At 70.8% G+C, this 23,380-nt stretch carries 28 protein-coding genes; 16 read left to right on the top strand and 12 right to left on the bottom strand.

Annotation, left to right across the window (positions count from 1 at the left end; all coding sequences use genetic code 11):
• Positions 1 to 82: 82 nt before the first annotated feature.
• Both AB0I28_RS20020 and AB0I28_RS20025 read left to right on the top strand, forming a co-directional pair.
• Entirely contained in the window at positions 83 to 1,264 is a 1,182-nt protein-coding gene (locus AB0I28_RS20020) for a cytochrome P450 (RefSeq protein WP_357495300.1), read from the top strand.
• Between the two features lie 312 nt (positions 1,265 to 1,576).
• A complete protein-coding gene (locus AB0I28_RS20025) occupies positions 1,577 to 2,008 on the top strand; it encodes a peptidoglycan-binding domain-containing protein (protein ID WP_357495301.1) in 432 nt (143 codons plus the stop codon).
• 92 nt (positions 2,009 to 2,100) lie between these two features.
• Here the strand turns inward: AB0I28_RS20025 and AB0I28_RS20030 are convergent, their stop codons facing one another.
• Complete coding sequence (locus AB0I28_RS20030; protein WP_357495303.1) at positions 2,101 to 2,358, bottom strand: hypothetical protein; 258 nt, start codon at positions 2,356 to 2,358, stop codon at positions 2,101 to 2,103.
• A 58-nt stretch (positions 2,359 to 2,416) separates the two neighbouring features.
• Between AB0I28_RS20030 and AB0I28_RS20035 the strand changes: the two genes are divergently transcribed.
• Together AB0I28_RS20035 and AB0I28_RS20040 are read left to right on the top strand one after the other, a co-directional pair.
• Entirely contained in the window at positions 2,417 to 2,806 is a 390-nt protein-coding gene (locus AB0I28_RS20035; protein WP_357495305.1) for a hypothetical protein, read from the top strand.
• Entirely contained in the window at positions 2,749 to 4,260 is a 1,512-nt protein-coding gene (locus AB0I28_RS20040; RefSeq protein ID WP_357495307.1) for a serine/threonine-protein kinase, read from the top strand. The genes AB0I28_RS20035 and AB0I28_RS20040 overlap by 58 nt, the downstream gene beginning before the upstream one ends.
• Here AB0I28_RS20040 and AB0I28_RS20045 read toward each other — a convergent pair.
• From AB0I28_RS20045 to AB0I28_RS20065, 5 genes are read right to left on the bottom strand one after another with little or no spacing between them, the layout of a single operon-like run.
• On the bottom strand, positions 4,257 to 4,565 hold the full coding sequence (locus AB0I28_RS20045) for a DUF2470 domain-containing protein (RefSeq protein ID WP_357495309.1): 309 nt from the start codon (positions 4,563 to 4,565) through the stop codon (positions 4,257 to 4,259). The two genes, AB0I28_RS20040 and AB0I28_RS20045, sit on opposite strands and share 4 nt — an antisense overlap.
• Positions 4,562 to 5,248 carry a biliverdin-producing heme oxygenase gene (locus AB0I28_RS20050; protein WP_357495311.1) on the bottom strand — a complete coding sequence of 229 codons (687 nt, stop codon included), beginning with the start codon at positions 5,246 to 5,248 and terminating at the stop codon, positions 4,562 to 4,564. Before AB0I28_RS20050 ends, AB0I28_RS20045 begins: the two co-directional genes overlap by 4 nt.
• Positions 5,245 to 6,117 (bottom strand): heme ABC transporter ATP-binding protein, encoded by an 873-nt coding sequence (locus tag AB0I28_RS20055; RefSeq protein WP_357495313.1) that lies wholly within the window; start codon positions 6,115 to 6,117, stop codon positions 5,245 to 5,247. Before AB0I28_RS20055 ends, AB0I28_RS20050 begins: the two co-directional genes overlap by 4 nt.
• On the bottom strand, positions 6,114 to 7,202 hold the full coding sequence (locus AB0I28_RS20060) for an iron ABC transporter permease (protein ID WP_357495315.1): 1,089 nt from the start codon (positions 7,200 to 7,202) through the stop codon (positions 6,114 to 6,116). The genes AB0I28_RS20055 and AB0I28_RS20060 overlap by 4 nt, the downstream gene beginning before the upstream one ends.
• Positions 7,202 to 8,188, bottom strand: a complete 987-nt coding sequence (locus tag AB0I28_RS20065; protein WP_357495317.1) for an ABC transporter substrate-binding protein — start codon at positions 8,186 to 8,188, stop codon at positions 7,202 to 7,204. Before AB0I28_RS20065 ends, AB0I28_RS20060 begins: the two co-directional genes overlap by 1 nt.
• A gap of 169 nt (positions 8,189 to 8,357) precedes the next feature.
• On the opposite strand from AB0I28_RS20065, the gene AB0I28_RS20070 reads away from it, so the two are divergent.
• Both AB0I28_RS20070 and AB0I28_RS20075 read left to right on the top strand, forming a co-directional pair.
• Positions 8,358 to 9,701: an HtaA domain-containing protein gene (locus tag AB0I28_RS20070; RefSeq protein ID WP_357495319.1), complete on the top strand. Its 1,344-nt coding sequence runs from the start codon at positions 8,358 to 8,360 to the stop codon at positions 9,699 to 9,701.
• Between the two features lie 9 nt (positions 9,702 to 9,710).
• Positions 9,711 to 11,132, top strand: coding sequence for an HtaA domain-containing protein (locus AB0I28_RS20075; protein ID WP_357495321.1), 1,422 nt, complete (start codon positions 9,711 to 9,713; stop codon positions 11,130 to 11,132).
• 168 nt (positions 11,133 to 11,300) lie between these two features.
• On the opposite strand, the gene AB0I28_RS20080 is transcribed toward AB0I28_RS20075, so the two are convergent.
• Together AB0I28_RS20080 and AB0I28_RS20085 are read right to left on the bottom strand one after the other, a co-directional pair.
• On the bottom strand, positions 11,301 to 11,624 hold the full coding sequence (locus AB0I28_RS20080) for a hypothetical protein (protein ID WP_357495323.1): 324 nt from the start codon (positions 11,622 to 11,624) through the stop codon (positions 11,301 to 11,303).
• 73 nt (positions 11,625 to 11,697) lie between these two features.
• Entirely contained in the window at positions 11,698 to 12,231 is a 534-nt protein-coding gene (locus AB0I28_RS20085; RefSeq protein WP_357495324.1) for a CGNR zinc finger domain-containing protein, read from the bottom strand.
• A gap of 107 nt (positions 12,232 to 12,338) precedes the next feature.
• On the opposite strand from AB0I28_RS20085, the gene AB0I28_RS20090 reads away from it, so the two are divergent.
• The 8 genes from AB0I28_RS20090 (at position 12,339) to AB0I28_RS20125 (ending at position 19,102) form a co-directional block, all read left to right on the top strand.
• The gene (locus tag AB0I28_RS20090; RefSeq protein ID WP_357495326.1) at positions 12,339 to 13,259 is read left to right on the top strand and encodes a proline dehydrogenase family protein; all 921 of its coding nucleotides are present in this window, start codon (positions 12,339 to 12,341) and stop codon (positions 13,257 to 13,259) included.
• A gap of 149 nt (positions 13,260 to 13,408) precedes the next feature.
• Positions 13,409 to 13,741: a YciI family protein gene (locus AB0I28_RS20095; protein ID WP_357495328.1), complete on the top strand. Its 333-nt coding sequence runs from the start codon at positions 13,409 to 13,411 to the stop codon at positions 13,739 to 13,741.
• The gene (locus tag AB0I28_RS20100; RefSeq protein WP_357495330.1) at positions 13,738 to 14,955 is read left to right on the top strand and encodes an RNA polymerase sigma factor; all 1,218 of its coding nucleotides are present in this window, start codon (positions 13,738 to 13,740) and stop codon (positions 14,953 to 14,955) included. Before AB0I28_RS20095 ends, AB0I28_RS20100 begins: the two co-directional genes overlap by 4 nt.
• 63 nt (positions 14,956 to 15,018) lie before the next feature.
• On the top strand, positions 15,019 to 16,113 hold the full coding sequence (locus AB0I28_RS20105; RefSeq protein ID WP_357495332.1) for a serine hydrolase domain-containing protein: 1,095 nt from the start codon (positions 15,019 to 15,021) through the stop codon (positions 16,111 to 16,113).
• A gap of 110 nt (positions 16,114 to 16,223) precedes the next feature.
• Positions 16,224 to 16,997 carry a MerR family transcriptional regulator gene (locus tag AB0I28_RS20110; protein WP_357495334.1) on the top strand — a complete coding sequence of 258 codons (774 nt, stop codon included), beginning with the start codon at positions 16,224 to 16,226 and terminating at the stop codon, positions 16,995 to 16,997.
• Complete coding sequence (locus AB0I28_RS20115; protein WP_357495336.1) at positions 16,994 to 17,605, top strand: hypothetical protein; 612 nt, start codon at positions 16,994 to 16,996, stop codon at positions 17,603 to 17,605. The genes AB0I28_RS20110 and AB0I28_RS20115 overlap by 4 nt, the downstream gene beginning before the upstream one ends.
• Positions 17,606 to 17,612: 7 nt before the next feature.
• Complete coding sequence (locus tag AB0I28_RS20120) at positions 17,613 to 18,218, top strand: GNAT family N-acetyltransferase (protein WP_357495338.1); 606 nt, start codon at positions 17,613 to 17,615, stop codon at positions 18,216 to 18,218.
• Between the two features lie 122 nt (positions 18,219 to 18,340).
• The gene (locus AB0I28_RS20125; RefSeq protein ID WP_357495340.1) at positions 18,341 to 19,102 is read left to right on the top strand and encodes a hypothetical protein; all 762 of its coding nucleotides are present in this window, start codon (positions 18,341 to 18,343) and stop codon (positions 19,100 to 19,102) included.
• Here the strand turns inward: AB0I28_RS20125 and AB0I28_RS20130 are convergent.
• Both AB0I28_RS20130 and AB0I28_RS20135 read right to left on the bottom strand, forming a co-directional pair.
• Positions 19,091 to 20,272 carry a DUF6596 domain-containing protein gene (locus AB0I28_RS20130; RefSeq protein WP_357495944.1) on the bottom strand — a complete coding sequence of 394 codons (1,182 nt, stop codon included), beginning with the start codon at positions 20,270 to 20,272 and terminating at the stop codon, positions 19,091 to 19,093. The genes AB0I28_RS20125 and AB0I28_RS20130 overlap by 12 nt on opposite strands.
• 50 nt (positions 20,273 to 20,322) lie before the next feature.
• Positions 20,323 to 20,670: a YciI family protein gene (locus AB0I28_RS20135; RefSeq protein ID WP_357495342.1), complete on the bottom strand. Its 348-nt coding sequence runs from the start codon at positions 20,668 to 20,670 to the stop codon at positions 20,323 to 20,325.
• A 133-nt stretch (positions 20,671 to 20,803) separates the two neighbouring features.
• Here AB0I28_RS20135 and AB0I28_RS20140 point away from each other — a divergent pair, with 133 nt between their 5' ends.
• Both AB0I28_RS20140 and AB0I28_RS20145 read left to right on the top strand, forming a co-directional pair.
• Positions 20,804 to 21,541 (top strand): class I SAM-dependent methyltransferase, encoded by a 738-nt coding sequence (locus AB0I28_RS20140; protein ID WP_357495344.1) that lies wholly within the window; start codon positions 20,804 to 20,806, stop codon positions 21,539 to 21,541.
• 8 nt (positions 21,542 to 21,549) lie between these two features.
• Positions 21,550 to 22,161: a hypothetical protein gene (locus AB0I28_RS20145; protein ID WP_357495346.1), complete on the top strand. Its 612-nt coding sequence runs from the start codon at positions 21,550 to 21,552 to the stop codon at positions 22,159 to 22,161.
• 91 nt (positions 22,162 to 22,252) lie between these two features.
• Here AB0I28_RS20145 and AB0I28_RS20150 read toward each other — a convergent pair whose 3' ends face one another.
• On the bottom strand, positions 22,253 to 22,465 hold the full coding sequence (locus AB0I28_RS20150) for a DUF397 domain-containing protein (protein ID WP_357495348.1): 213 nt from the start codon (positions 22,463 to 22,465) through the stop codon (positions 22,253 to 22,255).
• A 16-nt stretch (positions 22,466 to 22,481) separates the two neighbouring features.
• Positions 22,482 to 23,354 (bottom strand): helix-turn-helix transcriptional regulator, encoded by an 873-nt coding sequence (locus AB0I28_RS20155; protein ID WP_357495350.1) that lies wholly within the window; start codon positions 23,352 to 23,354, stop codon positions 22,482 to 22,484.
• Between the last annotated feature and the right edge of the window lie 26 nt (positions 23,355 to 23,380).

Genomic DNA, 23,380 nt, shown 5'->3' on the forward strand with positions numbered 1-23,380 from the left:
GAAACCGTTCTGTACCCGCGCCCGCGAACCTGGTCACAGTGACGCCGGACGGCGCCATCGTGGCACACAGAGGGGCTTGGACATGTTGATTCCCGAGGCGTGGGGGCTTCACCCGGGGCAGGACTGGCTGCGCGGGCAGGACCCGGAGAAGGCCGTCGAGTTCGACGAGGAGAAGAAGTACTGGCACGTCCACCGGCACGCCGACGTGGTCACGGTGCTGTCCGACCACGAACGCTTCTCGGCCGAGATCGGGCGGATCATTCCCGACTATCCCACCGACTCCTTCGACGGGGACCTGACCCAGATGGACCCGCCGAAGCACCGGCAGCTGCGCGCGATCGCGAGCCGCGCGTTCACGCCGAAGGTCGTCGCCGACCTCGAACCGCGCATCCACCGGATCACGGAGGAGTTGCTCGACGGCGTGTCGGGCCGCGACGGGTTCGAGTTCGTCGAGACGCTGGCGCATCCGCTGCCGGTCATCGTGATCGCCGACCTGCTCGGCGTGCCCAAGAGCGATCTCGGGCTCTTTCGCGCCTGGACCGACATGGCCGTCGACCCGCCGGTGGAGTTCTCCCTCGACGAGGAGACCCTCCAGCAGTACAGCGACGGCTACCAGGACATGAACGGCCAGGTGGTGGATTACCTGCGCGAGCACGCCGCCGACCGCCGCGTGAATCCGCGCGAGGACCTGCTGACGCGGCTGGTGCAGGCCGAGGTCGACGGGCAGGGCCTCAACGAGGTGCAGCTGGCCAACTTCGTGATGCTGCTGTTCGTCGCCGGGCACATCACGACCACGATGCTGCTGGGGAACACGATCCTGTGCCTCGACGCGCATCCCGAGGAGTTCGCCCGGGTCCGGTCGGACCGTTCGCTGGTGCCGGCCGCGATCGAGGAGGCGCTGCGGGTGCTCAGCCCGATCACGCACATGGTGCGGGTGACCACTGTGGACGTCGAGCTGGGCGGTGTGACCGTGCCGAAGGACAGCATGGTCGCGCTGTGGCTGTCGGCGGCCGGGCGCGATCCGCGCCAGTTCGCCGACCCGCACCGCTACGACCCGCTGCGCGATCCGAACGCCCACCTGGCCTTCGGGCGCGGGATCCACTTCTGCCTCGGCGCACCGCTGGCGAGGCTGGAGGGACGGGTCGCGCTGAACATCCTGTTGGACCGCTTCCCGAAACTGCGGGTCGATCCGGACTCGGTGCCGGTGTTCAAGCCCAACCCCGCCTTCACGCGGCTGAGCGCCCTGAACCTGCTCACCGGCTGAACGGCCGAAACGACTCCGGGTACCGCCGGCGGAAGGCCCGGCGGTTCCCGGGCGGCATAAGGCGCCCCGGACCTGACCCGACCGGGGCGCCTGTCCACATGGGACGTATGAGGATCCGACCATACTGCGCCTCGGTGGAGCCGTTGTCCAGAGGGCGACTCCGGAAAGCAAAGCTTTCAGAGGCTTTCGGTGACCTTGGCGGGCGCCGGGTCCGCGCCGGCCCGGGCCTTCGGCGCTGACCGAAACCCCTTTCCGGAGGCGGACCGGGGCGCGAGTCTTCTCCTGAAACCCAACGGGGAAAGGAAGAAGAGGATGCGACTGAGACTTCGTGCGACGGCGCTCGCGGCGATGCTGCTGTGCGCCATGGCCGTGACACTGTCGACGGCCGGCCCGGCGGCCGCCGCGACCCCGCAGTGCACCCAGGCCGCGGCGCACTACCCCAGCTCCGGCGCGGGCCCGCTGTACGTGCCCGCGGCGACGAACGGGAACCGCCTCTGCTGGATGCAGAGCGGCAACTACAGCTCCGCCGTTCGCGCACTGCAATTCGCCCTGCGCGACTGCTACGGGCAGAACATCGCCGTCGACAGCAGCTTCGGCCCGGCGACGGCGGGCGCCCTGCGCAACGTGCAGGGGTACGTCGGCGCGAAAGTCGACGGTAAGTACGGGCCGGAGACAGCGCGGGCGATGAAGATGTCGGCGACGTGGTCCACCGACCCGGCCAACTGCGCGTGGCAGAGCTTCTGACCGAGCGGGAAGGAGTCCGGAGCGGCGGCGAGCGTCGCTCCGGGCGAAGCCAGTGGGCTCGGCAGGCGGTTCCCGATCGGTATGGTGAAGGTTCACGTGAACGATTCCTCGACACGGCCGAACGGTGATCGTCGAGGAGCTTTCGTGGCGTCGGCAAGTCCACGGTCGTCCTTCGCGCTCTGGAGCAGCTGCCGGACGGGCCGACGGCCGGCGACATCGTCGTTCCCATCGTGCTCAACGTCGCGAGGTCGACCGATATCGACCGTCTCCTGTTCGCGGTCACCCGCAGGATCGAAGGCGCCGTTCGTCAAGGCGACGCTGTCGGCGAAGAGGACCAGTTCCTTCGCCACCGAGGCGCAGTTCCTCGCGTATTCCGAGACCGACGTCGAACACGACATCATGCGGATCGTGTCGCTTCTGCACCGCAACGGGTCGGCGGGACTCGCGCCGAAATCCCGGTTCCGGCGGCTCTGGCCCTGGCACAAACCGGCACGTGCGCGGCTGCGCCTCGTGGTCGTTCTCGACGAGGCCGACAAACTCACCGACGCCGACTCCGGGCTGGAGGTGATCGAGCGCATTCTCAGCGGGATCAAGAACGTGCTGACCATGCCCGGCGTGCACTTCCTGGTCGTGGCCGGACCAGACCTCCATGATCGTGCGGTGGCCGACGCGGCACGCGGCAATAGCATTTACGAGAGCATCTTCGGCTGGCGGTTGTACGTCCGTGTGTCTGGGACGCCGTGGACCGCCTGCTGGAAGCCGTGGTGGCCGATGAGGTCGGGGACTCCGCCGAGCTGAGGCAGTTCCGCGACTACCTGCAGTTCAAGGCCCGCGGCATACCTCGGCGGCTACTGCAGGAGTTCAACTCCTTCGTCTCCTGGGAGGAGAACCGCCCCGTCGCCCGCGTAGCCGACCACGACCTGGAACGGGTGGCCTTCTACGCCGACCTGGAGTCCATCGTCGGTGAGCACCTCGAACACGAGCAGTCTCGGCGCAGCCGCATGCTCACCGTGGAGATCGATCACGACCGGCGCAGGCTGGCCGCCTACCACCTCATGGACTGGGTGCTGCGCAGCGAGGGCGAGCCGTTCGCATCGAGCGATCTGGTTCACGACGGCGTCGACGTCGAGCTCGATCCGCTTCTGCGGACATCGCAACGCGGCATCTCGCGGTTGCTCGCACACCTCGAACAGCATCGCGTCATCGAGTACGTGCGGCGCCCCGACGCGACGGTGACCATCATCGAAGGGCAGCGGCGCCCTCTCGGTCCGATCTACAAGCTCTCCGCCGACGTCCGTCGCGTACTCTTCGGGCTCGCCGCGAGCAACGAGGGCGAACGCGCCGCTCTTCTGGCCTCGGCGCCTTCGGGGACGATCACCACCGACACCGGAATCGTGGCGGGTGCACTGCCGCCGTCGCGGGTCCTCGCCGACCGTTACGAACTTCACGACGTCATCGGCCAGGGCGGTATGGGCACGGTCTACCGGGCCTATGACCGGCAGCTCGAACGGCCGGTGGCGGTGAAGACCCTGCGGTACTTCGATCGTGGGAACAGCGTCGCACTCGCCAGACTCCGTCGTGAGGCGCAGATCGCGCTGAAGCTCGACCATCCGCAGATCGTGCGTACTTACGACGCGATCGAACCCGTCGACGACGAGCATGGAGCCGGCGCGGCGATCATCATGGAGCTGATGGACGGACCGGACCTCACCGAGGTCGTGCGGACGCAGGGTCCCCTTCCCGAGGCCGCGGTCCGCCGAGTCGGACGACAGCTGGCTTCCACGCTGTCCTATCTGCAGCGCGAAAAGGTGATCCGCATCGACCTCAAGCCGTCGAACATCGTCATCGATCCTCGGCGTGGTCCGGTGATCTTCGACTTCGGCATCGCACGGCAGGAGGAGGGTGATTCGCTCACGAGCACCGGCGACGTGATCGGCACCCCCACTTACATGGCGCCGGAGGTGATCCTCGGGCTGGCTCCGGATCATCGCACCGACATCCACGCGCTCGGCCTTGTGCTCTACTTCTGTGCCGCCGGCCGCGCCCCTTGGGACGCGCAGAACGCGACCGCCACGCTGTACAGACTCGTCAACGAGGACATCGACGTCTCGGAACTGCCCGTGTCAACCGAGCTGCGCCAGATCATCGCCAAGGCCGCGAGCCGCGAGCCCGACGAGCGTTTCCAGAACGCCGAGGACATGGAGGCCGCGCTCGCGGTGGCCGACCCGAGCGCATCACCCGACACCTCCTAGTGCCTCGCCCCCTCGTCCACCAGCCCCAGCTTCGCCCGCGACGAGTGGTACAGCCGCACGATCTCCGGCCGCACCTCGGGCCGCCCGCTGAGCTCGCGCTCCCAGGGGATCCGGATGCCGACCTCCGCGCCGTCGACGGTCACCGTGTAGTCGCCGCCGAGGCCGTCGAAGGTGTCCATCCGCGCGGCCGTCGCGGTCGGCTGCCCGCCCTCACCCCGGCAGATCACCAGGGTGTCGGCGGCGTGGTCGTGGTTCATGTGCCTGGTGATCGCGGCGATCACGTCGGGACCGAAGGGGTTGCTCACACCGACCTCCGCATGTTCGCGGCCAGCTCACCGAGCACGGCGCCGTTGAAGTCGTAGGCGGCCAGCACCTCGTCGATGAAGCGCTGCCGCTCCTCCTCGCCGATCGGCAGCTCGTCGAGCAGCGTCCGGTAGGCGGCCTTCCACTCGCCCAGATCGCCGAGCCCGTCGAAGTTGTAGAAGCGCACGCCGGGACCGTCGTCGAAGCCGTAGAGGTCGTTCGCGGCGGCACGGAAGGCCTGCCCGCCCGACATGTCACCGAGGTAGCGCGTGTACTGGTGGGCGACCAGCCCGGCCGGCCAGGACGCCGCGACCTCCCGCAGCCGGTCCACATAGGACTGCGTGGTGGGCAGCGGGGTGATCGACGAGCGCCAGTCCGGGCCGATCAGCAGCGCCAGGTCCTCGGCGAAGGCGGACAGCCGGGACAGCCCCGGGAAGAAGAACCGTCCCGTGACCGGATCGCCGGCCAGCGCCTCGATGCCCGAATCCAGTGCGTCGTAGACGAAGTACTGCTGGGCGTGCCAGGCGGTGTAGTCGCCGAGGTGCAACTCGCCCTCGAAGAGCGCGCCGAGCACCCCGGGCTCAGTGGGTTCGGCGGGGGGATCGTCGGCGACGCCCTGGTGTTTGGCCCAGGACGCCTTGCGCACTCTCGCGGAGAAGTTCTCGGGTGGTGCCTGGATCGTCATGGGCTGGTCCTGACTCGTTGAGGGGATGGACGGGCGGACAGGTCCCGGCGGGGGACGACGAGCAGTTCGTCGCGGCCGGGATAGGGCAGCACGTCGACCGGCTGCCGGTAGACCTCCGACAGCAGGCCGGCGTCGAGGACCTCGCGCGGCGGACCGCACGCCGCCAGACGCCCGTCGTGCATGAGGGCGACGCGATCACAGTAGGCCGCCGCGAGGCCGAGGTCGTGCAGAACGACGATGACGGCGTCGCCGGCGCCGGCCCGCGCGCGGCACACGCGCATCACCAGTTCCTGGTGGCGCAGGTCGAGCGCGGCGGTCGGCTCGTCGAGCATCAGCAGCGGCGTGCGCTGCGCGAGCACCCGGGCGAGCGCGACGCGGGCGCGTTCGCCGCCGGACAGCTCGCCGAAGGGCCGCCGGCCGAAGTCGTCGACCTCGCACAGCTCCATCGCCTCGGCCACGGCGATCTCGTCGAGTTCGGCGGCGGCCGTCGCCGACCAGGGCGCGCGGCCCATGGCGACGACTTCGGCGACCGTGAAGGGAAAGGAGAGCACGGGGTGCTGGGGGAGGACGGCCCGGTGGAGGGCCAGTTCGGCGACGCTCCAGTCGGCGATGTCGCGGCCGCCGACGCGGATCCGGCCGGAGGCGTCCACATCGGACGCGATCGCGGCGAGCAGCGTCGACTTCCCGGCGCCGTTGGGTCCGACCAGGGCAAGGACCTCACCGGCGTAGGCCGTCAGGTCCACGTCGTGGAGGACCGGGCGGCCGCCCAGCGACACCGAGATCCCGCTCGCCTCAAGGTATGCGGTGCCCGGCGCGGGCCGCTCGGGGATCGTGCGCGCTCGCCGCCGGAGGGCCTGCCGCAGCTTCACGCCCAGCCTCCCTGCCTGCGTCGGGTGGCGCGCAGCAGCCAGAAGAAGAACGGGCTGCCCAGCAGCGCGGTGAGCACGCCGAGGGGGAGTTCGGCCGGCGCGGCGGCGGTGCGCGCGATCAGGTCCGCGGCGACCAGGACCAGCGCGCCGCCGAGCGCGCTTCCCGGGATGAGGAAACGATGTCCGGGCCCGGCGGCCATGCGCAGCAGGTGCGGCACGACCAGGCCGACGAAGCCGATGACCCCGGCGACGGCGACGGCCGCGGCCGTCAGCAGCGCCACCACCAGGATCAGCACGATCCGCAGCCGCTCGACGTTGACGCCGAGGTGCTTGGCCGGGCGCTCGCCGAGGGCGAGCAGGTCGAGCCGGCGGGCGTAGCGGGGCGCGACGATCAGGCCGATCGCCGCGCACGGCAGGACGGCGAGGACTTTCGGCCAGGTCGCCTGCGCGAGCGATCCCAGTTGCCAGAAGGTGATGCCGGTGAGGGCGCCGTTGTCGGCGCTGTACATGAGCAGGCCGATCGCGGCTCCGGCGAAGGCGTTGACGGCGATGCCGGTGAGGATGAGGGTGACGACCTCGACGCGTCCGCCGCCGCGGGAGAGGAGGTAGACCGCGCCGACGGTGATGAGCCCGGAGACGAAGCCGCAGAAGGCGATCGTCCAGTTGCCGAAGAAGGTCAGGCCGAGCGAGATCGCGCCGACGGCGCCGACGGCCGCGCCGGAGGAGACGCCGATGACGCCGGGGTCGGCAAGGGGATTGCCGAAAACGCCCTGCATCAGGGCGCCGGCGCAGCCGAGGGAGGCGCCGACGAGGACGGCGAGGACCACGCGCGGGAAGCGGATGTCCCACAGGACGCTCTCGGCGACGCGGTCGAGTTCGCGGCCGCCGACGCCGACGCGGTGCAGGACCGAGGCGAAGAGGTCGGGCAGCGCGACCTCATAGGCGCCGACCACCGCCGAGAGGGCGGCGACGGCGATGAGCGCGGCGGCCATGCCGGCGGTGAGGGCGAAGGCCCGTCCCGCGCGGGTGCGCGCCGGTCTCGCCGGCTCCTTTGTGGACGGCGTCGGCCGGGTCAGCACGGCCATCAGGCGCCCGCGTGGATCTGGGCGACGAGCGAGGCGAGCACCTGGTCGGTGCGAGGGCCGTAGTTGAGCAGGACGCCGTCGTCGATGACCGCGACGCGGCGGTCGAGTCCGGCCGGGGTCTGCGCGACGCCGGGCAGGGCGAGCAGGCCGTCGACGCCGTCGACGGACTCCAGTCCCTTGGTCATGACCAGGATGACGTCGGGAGCGGCGGCGGCCATGGCCTCGGAGGTGATCGGCACGAAGTCGCCGTCGAGGCCGGCCTCCTTGCCCGCGTCGATCGCGCCGGCGGCCTCGATGAGTCCGGCGGCGCCGGAGTTCGCCGCGCCGATCAGGTAGACCGAGGCGGAGCCTCGCACGTAGAGGAAGGCGACGCGGGGCTTGTCGGTGGAGGCGGGAATGGTGGTGCGGACGACTTCCAGGCGTTCGGCGGTGCGGGCGCGCAGGCGGTCGCCGGCCTCGGTGACGCCGAGCGCGGCGGCCACGTCGGCGATCCGCTTGTCCACACTGGACAGATCTGAGGCGCCCTCGAAGACGATGATCGGGATCCCGGCGTTCCTGATCTGGGCGACGGCCTCGACCGGCCCGGTCGACTTCTCGGCGAGCACCACGCCGGGCCGCAGGGAGAGCACGCCCTCGGCCGACACGTCGTGCCCGCGCGTGACGACGGGCAGGTCGGCGGCCTGCTCGAAGGTGGCGGTGATGTCGCGGGCGACGACCCGGTCGCCGAGCCCCAGGGTGAACACGATCTCCGACAGTGAGCCGCTCAGCGGCACGATCGCGTCGACACTGGTCAGCGTGACGCTCGCGCCGTCGGCGGACGCGACGGTGACCGGCAGCCTCGGCTCGGGGATCCCGTCGAGGGGTTCGACCCGGTCGGCGGGCGCGGAGATCTCGGGGGCGGGCCCGGCGGCGTCCGACGCGCCGCCGCACCCGGTGAGGGCGAGGGCGAGGACCGCGAGGAGTCCGGGGATCGCGCGTTGTCGCATGGGGCGGGCCTTGTCTGTCGGGGGCACTGGCGTCGAAGCCAGATCAACTTAGGTGAGGCTAGCCTAATCAATGCGACGGGGGTAGGGTGAGCGCCAGATTTCCATAGGTTAGCCTTCCCTAACTTTCATCTCAAGCCCCTGGTCACACCGCCCGCAAGGAGGCCGCCGCGTGTCCGCCCGCGTGCTCCGAACGACGCTCGCCGCCCTGCTCACGGCGGCCTTGGTCGCCATTCCCGGCCAGGCCGACGCCGCCGACTCGAAGGTCTCCGGCGGCCGCCTGGACTGGGGCCTCAAGACCTCCTTCCAGAACTACATCACCGGTCCGATCGCCAAGGGCGAGTACCGCCTGACCGGCGGCGCGGCCACCGCCGGTTCCAACCGGTTCCGCTTCCACTCCGCAACGGGCGCCTACGATCCCGGCTCCGGAGACTTCACCGCCGGCTACTCCGGTGGCGTGCGCTTCACCGGCCACAAGAAGGAGGGCGGCGACTACGAACTCGACCTGCTGATCGCCAACCCGAAGGTCGAGATCGCCGGTGGCGGCGGAACCCTCTACGTCGACGTCACCACGCCTGCGGGCACCAGCCACGGGGTGGCCTTCGCCGACCTCGGTGTCGGCGGGCTCGACACCTCCGGCGGCACCACGCGCATGGAGCTGTCCGACATTCCCGCCACCCTGACCGCACAGGGCGCCAAGTCCTTCGCCGGCTACTACGAGGCCGGCACCGAGCTGGATCCCTTGAGCCTCACCGCCGACATGTCGGCCGACAAGCCGGACACCAAGCCGTCGACGAAGGCCGGCGACGGCGAGTTCAGCGGCGCCGCCGTCGACTGGGGCGTGCGCCGCACCTACCGCGAATACGTCGTCGGCGACATCGCCAAGGGCTCCTGGTCGCTGACCGAGGGTGCGCAGGACGGCGGGGCGCTCTTCCGTTTCGGTGAGGGCAAGGGCTTCTGGGACGCTCGGAAGAAGGCCCTCGACGCCGCCTTCACCGGCGCGATCACCTTCACCGGCCAGGGTCTCGACCTGACCCTCACCGGCCTCGGCGTCACCGTCGCCAAGGACAAGGGCACGCTCACCGCCGACGTCACCTCCGCCGGCGCCACCACCGAAGATGTCCCCCTGGTGACCTTCGCCGCGAAACTGTCCGAAAAGGACGGTCTGGTCCGCCTCGACGAGACCCCCACCGTCCTCACCGCGAAAGGCGCCGCCGTCTTCGGCGGCTTCTACCCCGCGGGCACCGACATGGACCCGCTGTGGCTGGCGGTCCCGGTGAAGTCGGGCGCCGAACTGCCGCCCCTGCCCGACCTCGGCGAGGACGTCGCCGCCACCCAGCCGCCCGCGTCGATCGCGCCGGCCGCCGCGTCGTCCGAAGTGGACGCCGACGGGTTCATGCCCGCCGCGTACTGGATCGTCGCCGCGGTCGCACTGGCCGCCGTCGCGGCGACGGTCCTCCTCGTCCGCCGCCGCAGGCCCGTGCCCGAGAGCACTGTCACCGAAGAGAAGGAGTAGTCCCCCCTCATGGCCCACACCTCTACCCGCTGGAGACGGTCACTCGCCGTCGCCGCGATCCTCACCGCCACCGGCGCCGCGGTTCTCGCCGCCGTCGCACCCGCCAACGCCGGCACGACCCTCCCGATCACCAACGGCGAGACCACCTGGGGCGTCAAGGAGACCTTCCGCAAGTACGTCGTCGGACCGATCGGCCACGGCCGGATCACCGTCTCCGACGGCGCCCGCTCCTACGACGACGGCACCTACGGGTTCACCGGCGGGACCGGGACCTACGACCTGTCCACCCACAGCCTCACCGCCGCCTTCGAGGGCAAGGTGACCTTCCAGGCGCACAAGTCCGGTGAGGTCTGGGCGCTGGACATGTCGATCAGCCAGGTCCGCGTCACCACCGACAACCCGGGCAAGACCGGCAAGGTCATCGCCGACGTCAGCTCCAAGGACATGGCCACCGGCGAGGTCCGCCTCTACGACGACGTGGAACTCGCCACCCTCGACCTGACCGGCATCGCCCCCGAGCAGGACAACCTCGGCTACACCTGGCTGCGCGCGATCCCCGCCGAGCTCACCGAGGCCGGCGCGCCCGCCTTCGGCGGCTTCTACGCCGCCGGCAGCGCCCTCGACCCGGTCACCGTCAAGGTCAAGGCCGAGGCGCCCGACCCCGAGCCGTCCTCGACCTCGGCGTCCCCGTCCAGCCCCGCGCCGACCGGTCCGAGCGGCACGCCCACCACCGACCCGGCCACCACCGACCCCGCGGGCCCGGCCGACGTCGTCGACGGCACCCTCGACTGGGGCGTCAAGGAGTCCTTCCGCAAGTACATCGTCGGCCCGATCGCCAAGGGCGAGGTCGAACTGTCCGACGGTGCCACCGACAACGGTGACGGCTACCGCTTCGGTGCCGCCACCGGCGTCTACGACGCCGAGAAGGGGGTGCTGACCGCCGCCTACCAGGGGACCGTCCACTTCCTCGGTCACGAGAGCGGCGGCCACTACGAGCTCGACCTGACCTTCACCGACCTCAACCTCAAGGTCACCGGCGACGAGGGCACCCTCTACGTCGGCGAGACCGCCCTGGCGACCTTCACCGCCGAGGTCGCGGTCGACGACGGCGTCATCGCCCTCAACGGCGTCCCGACCACGCTGACCGCCGACGGCGCGGCCTTCTTCGGCGGCTTCTACGAGGCCGGCGCCGAACTCGACCCGCTGACCACCGCGATCGCCCTCGACGACGACGCTCAGCTTCCCGGCCCGGGCGGCACCGACACGACCGGCCCCGGCGCCGGTGGCGGCGGTCCCTCGGTCTCACTGCCCCTGACCGGCGCCTCGCTGACCGGCTTCGCCGCCGCAGGCGCGGCCCTGATCGCCGCGGGCGGTGCGGCCCTGTTCTTCGCCGCCAAGCGCCGCCGCGCGGCCGCCGGCACGGTGGTCTGAGGCGCGTCTCGATGATCGCGTCGTGATGTCCGCAGTCGCCTGATCGCGCATCGCGCTGAGTCGACGCGTGCTGAGTCGCCTCGCGCTGTGCCGTCGGGCCGAGCGGACGGCCGTCGCCGGATCCCGGATCCGGCGACGGCCGTGAACCCGTCTATCTCGCGAGCCGGGTCACGACGAATCGGTGAACGAGACCGGCTTGCCCGTGGCCTGGGCGTAGGCGATCTCCCTGCTCGTGGACTCGCCGATGTACCCGCCCGGGTTGACGACCAGGACACGGTCGGCCAGGTCGATCTTGCGCAGGTGGAGGGCGCCCAGCGCGGTCTTCTGCTCGTCGGTGATCGACGCGTCCGCTTCGCGATCCCCGGCGCTTGGGAAGACGCCGGGAGCCACGACGATGACGCCCGCGAAGGTCAGTTCGCGGTTCGCCGCGTTCATCTCGTCGGCGAACCGGACGGAGCCGCAGATGCAGACGATCTCAGGTCGGTCGGGCACGGCTTCGGTCCTTCGGGTCGAAAAAGGCGGCCCATCTCATCGGGAGACGGGCCGCCATCGTAGTGGTGAGGGGTCAGGTGGCCGCCCCCGCGACCTCCTTCTTGCGAGCGCGATGCGCCGCGACGTGCGAACGGGTCGCGCAGCGTTCGGAGCAGAACCGGCGGCAGCAGTTCGAGGAGGTGTCCAGGAACACCTTCGAACAGCGTTCGTCGGCGCAGATGCCGAAACGGGCGCTCCCGTAGTTGCACAGCCACACCGACAGGCCCCAGGCCGCGCCCGCGAGGTATTCCGAGGCGACGGTCGCGCCTCTCCCGGAGACGTGCATGTGCCAGTCGTTGTTGGGGTGGCCCGAGATTCGCGGCTGGACCGGGTAGGCCTCCAGCAGCGTGTTCAGAATCTCGACCGCGGCCTCGTCGTCCCCCGCGGATCCGCGTTCGAAGACGTCCCTGAGTTTCTTCCGGGCTCGCCGGAAGGTCGCCAGGTCGCGTTCGGTGACCCGGGTCCGCATGTATTCGCGCTCGGCGAACATGTCCTGAAGTGCTTCCATGTCGGACAGGTCGTTATTGACCAGGTCCGCGGCGGTCTGCGCGTAAGCGTCGAAGTCCACCACACAACGGTAGGGCAAGATGGCCGAAGTAACCAGTACAACACCACTGGCCCCTTACTGGCATGCCGATCTCGCCGGATCTGTCCAGGGCGGTTACTCTCGGCCTCATGTTGCGTTCGGTAATCCTCGCCGCGGCCCGTAACAAATGGGTCGAGCGGCGGGTGGAGACGACACCCATCTCCCGCGGGCTCGTGCGGCGGTTCGTGGCCGGCACCACGACAGACGACGCCGTGCGCACCACGCAGCAGCTGGCCGACGACGGCCTGCTGATCAGCCTCGACTATCTCGGCGAGGACACCTTCAACGCCGGGCAGGCCGAGGCCACCAAGGACGAGTACCTGCGCCTGCTGACGGCCCTGCACAAGGCCAAGCTCACCGAGGCGGCCGAGGTCAGCGTGAAGCTGACCGCGCTGGGGCTCCTCTTCGATCCCGAGGGCGCCTACGCCAACGCCAAGGAGATCTGCGACGCGGCCGCCGACGCGGGCACGACCGTCACCGTCGACATGGAGGACCACACGGTCACCGACTCGACGCTCGACATCGTCAACCGCCTGCGCGCCGACCACGCCAAGACCGGCGCGGTGCTCCAGTCGTACCTGCGCCGCACCGAGGCCGACTGCAAGGAGTTCTCCGGCCCCGGCTCGCGCGTGCGCCTGTGCAAGGGCGCCTACAAGGAGCCCGAGTCGGTCGCCTACCAGGCGCGTCTCGACGTCGACCGGTCCTACGTGCGCTGCATCAACGCCCTCATGAACGGCCAGGGCTACCCGATGCTCGCCACGCACGACCCGCGGCTCATCGAGATCGGCCTCGACCGGGCGAAGTGGTTCGACCGCTCGCCCGACACCTACGAGTTCCAGATGCTCTTCGGCATCCGGCCCAACGAGCAGAAGCGCCTGGCGGGCGAGGGCCACCGCGTCCGCGTCTACGTGCCCTACGGCGACGAGTGGTACGGGTACCTGATGCGCAGGCTCGCCGAGCGTCCCGCCAACGTCGGGTTCTTCCTCAAAGGCGTGACCGGCAAGAACTAGCAGGACATTCGTCGACGGCCCCGGGTCCCCCGGGGCCGTTTTCGTGTCCGGGAAGGTTTTTCCCGCGGGCGTGTCGGATCCGGCCGGCGGTGTTCGTAGTACAGATGAGAGGCGGCCCGACAGGCGGCCACGTCACGAGTGGAGACGAAATGGCGCACTACCTGATGTCCGTGCTCGACGGTCGGTCCAACTCCGGGACCCCGGAGGAGATGATCGCGATCCGCGCCTTCAACGAGGGACTCCAGGCCAAGGGCCACTGGGTCTTCGCCGGCGGGCTCGCCGCGCCCGAGTCGGCCACCGTCGTCGACGGCAGGAACGCCGAACCGGTGTTCACCGACGGCCCCTACCTGGAGTCGAAGGAGTACGTCGCCGGTTTCTGGATCGTCGAGGCCGAAGACCTCGACGTGGCGCTGCGCCTGGCCGCCGAGGGCTCGAAGAACTGCAACCGGCGGGTCGAGCTGCGACCGATCATGACCGCATGACCGACGCCGGCGCGGCGATCGCCCGGACCCACCGCGAGGAGTGGGCCCGGGTGGTCGCGGCGCTGACCAGGCGCTTCGGTGACCTCGACATCGCCGAGGAGATGACCGCCGAGGCCTTCGCCACCGCCGTCGAGCGCTGGCCGGCCGACGGCGTCCCCGCCAACCCCGGCGGGTGGATCACCACCACCGCCCACCGCAAGGCCCTCGACCGGATCCGCCGCGAGTCGAGGCGCGCCGACAAGCACAAGGAGGCGCTGATGCTGTCCGACACCCCCGAACCCCTCGGCGCCATCGACGACGACCGCCTCCGCCTGCTGTTCACCTGCTGCCACCCCGCCCTCGCCATGGAGTCCCGCATCGCGCTCACCCTGCGCATGGTCGGCGGGCTCACCGTGCCCGAGATCGCCCACGCCTTCCTCGTGCAGGAGACCGCCATGGGCCAGCGGATCACCCGCGCGAAGGCGAAGATCAAGGCGGCGACGATCCCCTACCGCGTCCCCTCCCGCGAAGACCTCCCCGGCCGGGTCGACGGCGTCCTCACCGTCCTCTACCTGATCTTCAACGAGGGCTATCTGCCCTCGGCCGCCGAGAAGGAGACCGTCCGCGCCGACCTCACCGCCGAGGCGATCCGCCTCACCCGGCTGGTCGCCGAGCTGATGCCCGACGACGGCGAGACCATCGGCCTGCTCGCGCTGATGCTCCTGACCGAGGCCCGCCGGCCCGCGCGCGTGTCGGCGAGCGGCGAACTGGTCACCCTCGACGAGCAGGACCGCGGCGCCTGGGACCGCGGGCTCATCGCCGAGGGACACGCCCTCGTCCGCGCCCGGCTCGCCTCCGGTCGGGCACCGGGCCGCTACCAGGTCCTCGCCGCGATCAACGCCGTCCACACCGACGCCCGCGACGTCCGCGACACCGACTGGACGCAGGTCGTCGCCCTCTATGACCAGCTCAGACGCCTCGACCCCTCGCCGATCGTGCGGCTCAACCGCGCCATCGCGCTCGCCGAACTCGACGGCCCGGAGGTCGCGCTCGCCGAGGTCGACGGCCTGCCGCTGGAGGGGTACCACGCCTTCCACGCCACCCGCGCCTTCCTGCTGCGCCGCTTGACCCGCAGTGAGGAGGCCAGGGCGGCCTACGACCGGGCGATCGAGCTGGCCGGCAACAGCGCCGAGAGGGCGTACCTGGTCCGTCGGCGCGACCAGCTGGGCCGATGAGTGGCGGGCGTCACATGATCGCCGAGTTGCTGTGACCTTAGGTCAACCTCGGAGGCTTGGCCCATGACGAACAACGAGATCACCACCGCCACCGACCGCCCCGAACTGGACAAGCTCCTCCAGGAGATCGTCGACTCCGGCTTCACCGGCATGACGCTTCGCGTGAACGACGAGCACGGCGAATGGACGGGCAGCGCCGGACTCGCCGAGCTCGGCGGGACCACCCCGCCGCCCGTCGACGGCCACTTCCGCGCCGGCAGCAACACCAAGACCTTCACCGCGACCGTCGTGCTCCAGCTGGTCGCCGAGGGCAGGATCGCGCTGGACGCCCCCGTCGTGGAGTACCTGCCCGGCCTGGCCCTCGACGAGCGGATCACCGTCCGGATGCTGCTCCAGCACACCAGCGGCGTCTTCAACCACACCGGTGAGTACTACGAGGACGGCACCATCGTGCCCGGGGTCGTCTGGTCGGGCCGCGAATGGGTCGAGGACCGCTTCCGCGTGTACACACCCGAGGAGCTGGTCGAACTGGCGCTGTCGAAGCCGGTGCGCTTCGAGCCGGGCGCCGACTGGAGCTACGCCAACACCAACTACGTGCTGGCCAGGCTCGTCGTCGAGAAGGTCACCGGCCGCTCGCTGGCCGAGGAGCTGCGGCGGAGGATCATCGAGCCGCTCGGGCTGGAGGGCACGAGCATGCCCGACAGCACCTCCACCGAGGTCCCCGAGCCGCACGCGCACGCCTACTACCAGTACGCCGAGGACGCCGAGATCGTCGACGTGACCAGCCAGAACCCCTCGTGGGTCTCCACCGGCGGCGACATGATCTCGACCACCCGCGACCTGCACGTCTTCATCTCGGCCCTCCAGCGCGGTGAACTGCTGCCCGCCGAGCTGCTGACCGAGATGAACACGCCCGAGGCGAAGGTCGGCTACGGCCTGGGAGTGTTCGTGCAGGACGCCCCCGACGGCGGCGGGAAGATCATCACCCACAACGGCGGCATCTCCGGCCACGCCGGGCTCATGTACAGCACCCCCGACGGGCGCAAGACGATGACCGCGTCGCTCAACTACGTCGACGACCCCGCGCTGTCGAAGGCGGCGGCCTTCCAGGAGGCGACGCAGAAGCTGCTCAAGCTCGTCTTCGGTGGGGCGGTCTGACCTTGGGAACGCTTCAGGCCGCGCCGGGCTCACCGAGTCCGGCGCGGCCGCGCGTTAGCCTCGACCCGCGCGTCCGGGCGGGCGCGGGAGTCGGAAGGAGCGGCGGGGGCATGTCGAGTGAGTTGACGATCAGCCAGGCGGCGGCCTTCGCCGGCGTGACGATCAAGACCGTGCGGCACTACCACCGGCTCGGGCTGGTCGGCGAGCCCATCCGCGACAGTTCCGGCTACCGGCGCTACGGGTCGGCCGAGCTGCTGCGGCTGGTGCAGGTGCGCACGCTCGCCGAGGCCGGCGTGCCGCTGGCCGAGGTCGGCGCCATGCTCGACGCCGACCCCGAGACCTTCGCCGCCGACGTCGCCGACGTGAAGGCCCGGCTTACCGAGCGGATCGCCGAACTCGCCGAACGCCGCGACATGCTCGACAGGCTCGCCACGGGAAACCGGCTCCTGCTGTCCGACCACGCCGCGCGGCTGCTGGACCGCATCGCCGCGCTCGGCTTCCCCGAGGGCTTCGTCGACACCAGCCGCGACGGCCTCATCCTGGCCAAGGCGCTGCTGCCGGACTTCGAGGGGTACCTCGCGCAGGTCGAGCGCTCTCTCGACGACGAGGAGTACACCGACCTGCTCAAACGCAGCTGGGAGGCCAGCGCCTGGGAGCCCTATGACCCGCGGGTCGCCGAACTCGCCGAGGCCATGGCCGACTACCAGCTGAGTCACCCCGACGTCCCGGGCATCGCCAACACCATGCAGGGCGCCGCCGACTCCGCCGCCAGGTCCGGCGTGATCGACGACTACAAGGGCGAGATCGCGCCGGCCGTCGCGCGGCTGTCGGCGCTGGTGGAGGCGCGGTTGCGGAGGGCTGGGGGCGGCGCTGGTCCGGCGTGACCGTGCCCGCCGTGCTCGACGCCAACTTCGCCGACCCGCACGCCCGGCCCGCCCAGCTGGTGAACGCCTTCTGCGGTCTCTACGTGCCGATCCACCCCGACGCCGCCATCGCCGCCGCAGCCCTGCGCGCCGACCCCGCACGCGTCCGGGCGGTCGGCAGGTGGCTGGTCCGCCGGTTGTGCGGGGCCGGGGACGTCACCGGCCCGGAGAGGTCGTGGCTGCTGCGCCGCTCCTGCGATCCCGGACTGGACGGCTATTACGCGGGGAAGGTCGCGGTCGCCGCGAACCTGCACGACGCGATCACCGCGCCCGACGCCGATGACGAGCTGGTCGACCACACCGGCCGGCTGCTGCGCAGCATGCTGGGCTGCTCGGGAATGGGCCTGACGCCGGCGGAGTACCCGCCCGCGCCGCAGGTCGTGGAGGCCCATGCGCGCCACCTCGCGCGGCAGAAGCCGTCGGCGGAGCGTTTCGCCGTGGCGGCCGCCCTCGCCGACCGCCTCGCCGACCTCGCCGAGCACGCGTCCCGGCTGGCGTCCCTCTACCTCGCGGTGCTCGACCGCGAGGACTGGCGCCCCCTTGCCCCCCAACCCATCCCCGCCGGATGATCTTCCCATGCCCCGACCCCGCCTCCGCCCCTATCGCGCCGCCGACGAGCCCGCCCTCCGCGACATCTGCGTCCGCACCGCCCACCTCGGCGGCGACGCCCGCCCGCACTACCGCGACCCGGCGGTCCTCCCCGAGATCTTCGCCGTCCCCTACGCGCGCCTCGACCCGTCGCTCGCCTTCGTGATCGACGACGGCGAGCGCGCGGTCGGCTACATCCTCGGGACGGCCGACACGGCCCGCTTCGTCCGGCGTTTCCGCGACGAGTGGCTCCCGTCCGTCGCCGACCGCTACCCGGCGCCGGCCACGACCGACACTCCCGACGACGTCATGCGCCACCTGCTGCACACACCCGAGCGCATGCTCGCCCCGGAACTCGCGCCCTACCCCGCCCATCTGCACATCGATCTCCTTCCGGAGCACCAGCGCTCCGGGCACGGCCGCGAGCTGATCGAGGCCTTCGTCGGCGCGCTCAAGGCGGCGGGCGTGCCGGGCGTCCACCTCGGCATGGTCACCGAGAACACCCCCGCCCGCGCGTTCTACGACCGGGTCGGCTTCCACGAGATCGCCGTCGCCGACGCCGGGCCGCTCACGTTTCTGGGGATGCGGTGGTGAGGGCGCGGACGGTGAGGTCGAGCAGGACGGTGGCCATCCCCCGATCGCAGCGAAGATCGCGAGGGCGGGCATGCGTTCTTCGGGGGGTGGACGGGGATTCCACCATCTGCTTATATCGACGGATGTCAATATTAGTGAGCAGATGTGCCCGGCTCCTCGCCGCGACCCTCATGGTCGTCACCGCCCTCATCGCATCGCCCGCCCAGGCCGCCGCGCCCGCCCGTGACGTCGGCACCCAGGCCCAAAGCCCCGGCCGCTTCCTGGAGATCGACTACCAGGGCCGCCTCAAGCAGTGGAACCACGTCAACGGCGTGTGGACCCCCACCACGCTCGGCTCCGGCTGGGGTCCGGAGAGCACCCGCCTCATCACCAGCCTCGACGACGCCCACTTCCTGGAGATCACCGCGGCCGGCGGCCTGTCGGAGTGGACCTGGACCGGCAGCACCTATGTGGAATCGGTGCAGGGCAGCGGATGGGGCGCCACCCGACTGCTCACCGGCCTCGGCCCGAACTCCTTCCTGGAGGTCGAGTCGGGCGGCCTGTCGCGCTGGACCCGCTCGGGCGGGGTCTGGAGCGAGACCTTCGTCGGCTACGGCTGGACGACGAGCAGCACCGTCGCCATCGCCGGGCTCTCCCACGGCGACTTCGTCGAGGCCACCGGAACGGGCGGCCTGTCCGAGTGGTTCAGCAACGGTGTCGGCTACGACGAGTACGTCCGCCACGTCTCCGCCATGTCCGGGACGCGCCTGCTCGCCGGTCTCACACCCACGCACTTCGTCGAGGTCAGCGACGACGGCTACTTGTGGCAGTGGTTCTGGGAATCCGGCCAATGGGCGTTCCACTACGTCGGCGACGGCTGGAACAACGCCCGCCTACTCGGCTGACCCCAGCCTCCCCACCAGAAACGCCCGCTCCGCCTCGTTCCCCGTCAGCTCGATCGCCCGCCGGTAAGCCTGCGCCGCCTCGGCATCGCGCCCGAGGCGGCGCAGCAGGTCCGCCTTCACCGCCGGCAGATACTGGTAGCGCTCCAGCCGGCGATCCCCTTCCAGCGTCTCCACGACCGCCAGCGCCGCCGCCGGCCCACGCACCATCGCCAGCGGCACCGCCCGGTTGAGCGCCACCACCGGCGACGGCCACAGCTCCAGCAGCCGGTCGTAGAGCGCCACCAGCTCCGCCCAGTCGGTCTCGGCGTACGTCGGCGCCGACGCGTACACCGACGCGATCGCCGCCTGCACCAGATGCCGCCCCGCCCGCCCGTCGCGCAGCCCCGCCACGATCAGCCCGTGCGCCTCGCCCAGCGCCGCGCGGTCCCACTGCGAGCGGTCCTGCTCCTCCAGCGGCAACAGCCGCCCGTCCGGCCCGGTCCGCGTCGCCCGCCGCGCGTCGGTCACCAGCAGCAGCGCGAGCAGGCCGCCGACCTCCGGCTCGTCGGGCATCAGCTCGCGCAGCGTCCGGGCCAGACCCAGCGCCCGGTCGGCCAGATCCGCGCGCATCAGCGACGGCCCCGAAGGCGCGGTGTGCCCGGCGGTGAACAGCAGGTGGACGACGCCGAGCACGCCGGCGAGCCGGTCGGGCAGCTCCGCCGGACGCGGTACCCGGAAAGGGATGCGCGCGCCGGCGATCTTCCGCTTCGCCCGGGTGATCCGGGCGGCCATCGTCTGCTCGGAGACCAGCAGCGCCCGCGCGACGTCCGGCGTCGGCAGCCCGCACACCAGCCGCAGCGTCAGCGCCAGCTGCGCCTCTCGCGCCAGCGCGGGATGGCAGCAGGTGAAGATCAGCCGCAAGCGCTCGTCGGGCACCGCGTCGGGCTCCTCGGCGACGGTCACGGTCTCCTCCCCTTCTCGCTCGACGATCAGCGGCAGCTTCGAGCGCAGCGTGCTCTCCCGGCGGATCGTGTCGACGGCCCGGCGCTTGGCGGCGGTGGTCAGCCACGCCCCCGGTTTGGCCGGGATCCCGTCGCGCTCCCACGACGACAGCGCCGAGGCGTACGCCTCCTGCACGCACTCCTCGGCGAGGCCGAGATCGCCGGCGACGCGCACCGTCGCGGCGAGCACGAACGTCCACTCACGACGGTGCGCCTCGGCGACGGCGCGGGCCGCCTCGCTCACCGTGCGATGGGCGGGATGCCGCCCGCGACCGGCCGCACCTCGACCCCACCGCGTCCCCATTGGACGGCCGGGTTGGCGCGCGCGATGTCGAGGGCCGCGTCGAGGTCGGGGGCCTCGACGACGTAGAAGCCGGCGATGACCTCCTTGGTGTCGAGGAAGGGCCCGTCGGTGACGGCGTCGCCGCGAACGGCCGTGGCCGTCTCGCTCGACTGGAGCGCGTACCCGGTGACCATCGCCTTCGACTCGATGAGCTGGTCGGCGTAACGCTGGCTGGCCGCCTCCTGCTCGGGGGCGTAGGCGCCGGCGTTCGGGTCGTCGAAGATGAGGATCGCGTACTGGGCCATGTTGTTCTCCTTGGCGTGGTGTTCGGTCGGTACGCCACTACGTCGGATGAACCGGCCGGATTCGACAAGACCGTACGTGGAATTCTTCGAGCGGGCTTGAAAGTGGCCCCCTTTCGCGTGGAATGCTGCCCGGATGCCTGAGTGGACCAACGAAGCCGCCATCGCCCAGTGGGAGACCCTGCCGCCGGAGGTCGTGGGCGCCATGGACGCCGACGGCGACTTCGCCAAACGCCACCTCGTCAACCCGCACCTGCTGCGCCTGCTCGGCGCCGACGGCGGGCTCACCGGCCGCCGGATCCTCGACGCCGGCTGCGGCAACGGCTACTTCTCCCGCATGCTCGCCCGCGAGGGCGCCCACGTCGTCGGCGTCGAACCGACCGATGCGCTGTCCGGCTACGCGCGCCGCCGGGAAACCGAACTGGCGCAAGGGATCCGCTACCTCCAGGCCGGCCTCACCGACCTGCCCGCCGACTTCGGCGCGCCCTTCGACGCCGTCGTGTGCAGCATGGTCCTCATGGCGATTCCCGACTGGAAACCCGCCATGCGCGCCTGCGTCGAGGCCCTGCGACCCGGCGGGACCTTCGTCTTCGCCATCACCCACCCCGCCTTCGAGGGCCTCGGTGGTATCTGGCGCGAACACGGCGCCTACCGCGTCGACCGCTACCTCGCCGACTACGACATGCCCTCCACCTACGCCACCGACTTCCATCGGCCCCTGTCGGCATATCTGAACGAGCTCGCCGCCCTCGGCTGCCGCCTGCGCGAGGTCGTCGAGCCGGGTCTGCCGCCCGAGCTCGCCGACGCCGACGGCCTGGAGGCCTACGTGCGGCTGCCGAACTTCCTCATCGCCGCCGCGGAGGGGCCGGCGTAGGACGGCTGATGCCACAATCGCGCATGCCCGAGCCCCGCCCCGAGCCCAGCCCACCGTCCCAGCGCGCGTGGTGGATCCTGCACGCCGCCGTGCTGGCGACAGGCGTGTTGATCACGGTGGCCTTCAGTCCACCCGGCTTCGACTTCGTCCTGGCCGCGCTGATGATCCCGGCCCCCTTCGGGATCGCCATCGCCTGGCTCGCCATGTTCGCCGACGGAGGGCACGCGGGGCACCGCTCGTGGCAGCTGGTGATCGCGCCCGTCGTCGCCGCGGCCGTGCTCGTCGCGCTCATCGCCCAGGTCCCGCGCGAGGCGCGCTGGGCACTGAGCCGTCCGGCCTTCGACGACCTCGTCGCCACGCTTCCCGTGCCCGCACCGGGAACCGCGCCCGACTGGGACGGCTGGTCCGACGAGCGCGAGATCGGCACCTACACGATCACCGCCGCGTTCGCGGTGACCGGCGGCTACTGGTTCTACGAGGACAACGGCGCCTTCTTCGACGACGCCGGGATCGCCTACCTGCCATCCGGGCCCGGCCCCGAGCTGGCCGACGACGGCTTCGACTCCGCGCGCTTCCACGCTCTCGGCGACCACTGGTACACCTGGACCCACAGCTGGTAGACGCGCGCCCGGCACGGCACGCCCACACGGCACGCCCCGGAGGCGACGGCGGCCCGCACCCACCCCGGCACGGACCACCGCCAACATAAACCTAACCGTCGAAGCGCCCGAGTTTGACGCTCTCGACGAACCCGGTCCATTCCTGTTCGGAATACGACAGCACCGGATAGTGCGCGTCCGCGGCGAGCTTCGAGTCGCGAACGCCGATCGAGCGGCCGAGGTCGGCCACTTCAACACATGCGTTGTTCGCGTAGCTGCGACTGCTCTTGCGCCACAGTGGCGCGCGTCCTGAAGTGGGCGTCATCGCCCCTCCTAGTCACTCAGGCCACCGCCTCCGCGATCAGCCTCAGTGACAACTGCGGACTCAACGCCGAGGCGGACAGGCGATCGAAAACCTGGCTGCACCGTTCCACGTCGACGGGGTCGTCCATGACGAAGTGGCCGGCGAAGCCTTCGCAGTTCACAACAGCGGGATCGGGCTTGTGGTGATGCATGATCTGAAAAGAACCTGCCATCGCCTCATGTGCGCCATGATCGAATGCCAGAACCTGGATGCGGATGTTGGGCCGGTCGGCCAGTTCCAGCAGATGCTGAAGCTGCCGGCGCCACACGCCGTCGCCCCCCACGCGGTATCGGATCGCCGACTCACCCAGCACGAACGCGCAATCGGGGCCCCCCGGCGCGGTCAGCGTCCGCTGCCGTTCGCGACGGACGTCGAGCTGGCGGGAAAGGTCCTCCGGTGTGAAAGTCGGGTCGGATCCGCGTATCAGCGATTCGGTGAACTCCGGGATCTGGAGTGCCCCCGGAATGGTGGACATCTCGAACCAGCGAATGGATCGCGCCACCGACTCGAACTCGATGTAGCGCAGGTACGCCTTCGGCAGATCGGAGTACTTGATCCACCAGCCGCCGCGCTCGCGGCTCTCGCGGGCCAGATCGACGAGTTTGGCGCGTTCCTCGGTGTCGGTGAGCTGGTAGAGATCGAGGAGTTCTTCCAGGTCACGGCGGCGGACGCCGACGTCGCCGTTCTCGATGCGGCTTATCTTCGACGGCGAGCACTCCAGGCGCGCTCCGGCCAGTTCGCGACTGGTCCCCGATACCTCACGAAGGCGGCGCAGGGCTATTCCCAGGCGCCTTCGGCGGAGGCTCGGGGAGGTGCGCAGATCGGTCCCGTTGGTCTTCCTGGCCGTCACGGCGAGCTCCTCCCGACGACGTCAAG

This window comes from Phytomonospora sp. NPDC050363 (genome assembly GCF_040655735.1).
GTDB lineage: Bacteria > Actinomycetota > Actinomycetes > Mycobacteriales > Micromonosporaceae > Phytomonospora.

Coding starts and splice junctions, on each gene's coding strand:
- AB0I28_RS20120 (WP_357495338.1), top strand. CDS start 17,613: ATGCCCCGACCCCGCCTCCGCCCCTATCGCGCCGCCGACGAGCCCGCC.
- AB0I28_RS20065 (WP_357495317.1), bottom strand. CDS start 8,188: ATGCGACAACGCGCGATCCCCGGACTCCTCGCGGTCCTCGCCCTCGCC.
- AB0I28_RS20125 (WP_357495340.1), top strand. CDS start 18,341: ATGTCAATATTAGTGAGCAGATGTGCCCGGCTCCTCGCCGCGACCCTC.
- AB0I28_RS20105 (WP_357495332.1), top strand. CDS start 15,019: ATGACGAACAACGAGATCACCACCGCCACCGACCGCCCCGAACTGGAC.
- AB0I28_RS20110 (WP_357495334.1), top strand. CDS start 16,224: ATGTCGAGTGAGTTGACGATCAGCCAGGCGGCGGCCTTCGCCGGCGTG.
- AB0I28_RS20050 (WP_357495311.1), bottom strand. CDS start 5,248: ATGACGATCCAGGCACCACCCGAGAACTTCTCCGCGAGAGTGCGCAAG.
- AB0I28_RS20150 (WP_357495348.1), bottom strand. CDS start 22,465: ATGACGCCCACTTCAGGACGCGCGCCACTGTGGCGCAAGAGCAGTCGC.
- AB0I28_RS20145 (WP_357495346.1), top strand. CDS start 21,550: ATGCCACAATCGCGCATGCCCGAGCCCCGCCCCGAGCCCAGCCCACCG.
- AB0I28_RS20095 (WP_357495328.1), top strand. CDS start 13,409: ATGGCGCACTACCTGATGTCCGTGCTCGACGGTCGGTCCAACTCCGGG.
- AB0I28_RS20020 (WP_357495300.1), top strand. CDS start 83: ATGTTGATTCCCGAGGCGTGGGGGCTTCACCCGGGGCAGGACTGGCTG.
- AB0I28_RS20060 (WP_357495315.1), bottom strand. CDS start 7,202: ATGGCCGTGCTGACCCGGCCGACGCCGTCCACAAAGGAGCCGGCGAGA.
- AB0I28_RS20075 (WP_357495321.1), top strand. CDS start 9,711: ATGGCCCACACCTCTACCCGCTGGAGACGGTCACTCGCCGTCGCCGCG.
- AB0I28_RS20140 (WP_357495344.1), top strand. CDS start 20,804: ATGCCTGAGTGGACCAACGAAGCCGCCATCGCCCAGTGGGAGACCCTG.
- AB0I28_RS20090 (WP_357495326.1), top strand. CDS start 12,339: ATGTTGCGTTCGGTAATCCTCGCCGCGGCCCGTAACAAATGGGTCGAG.
- AB0I28_RS20025 (WP_357495301.1), top strand. CDS start 1,577: ATGCGACTGAGACTTCGTGCGACGGCGCTCGCGGCGATGCTGCTGTGC.
- AB0I28_RS20135 (WP_357495342.1), bottom strand. CDS start 20,670: ATGGCCCAGTACGCGATCCTCATCTTCGACGACCCGAACGCCGGCGCC.
- AB0I28_RS20100 (WP_357495330.1), top strand. CDS start 13,738: ATGACCGACGCCGGCGCGGCGATCGCCCGGACCCACCGCGAGGAGTGG.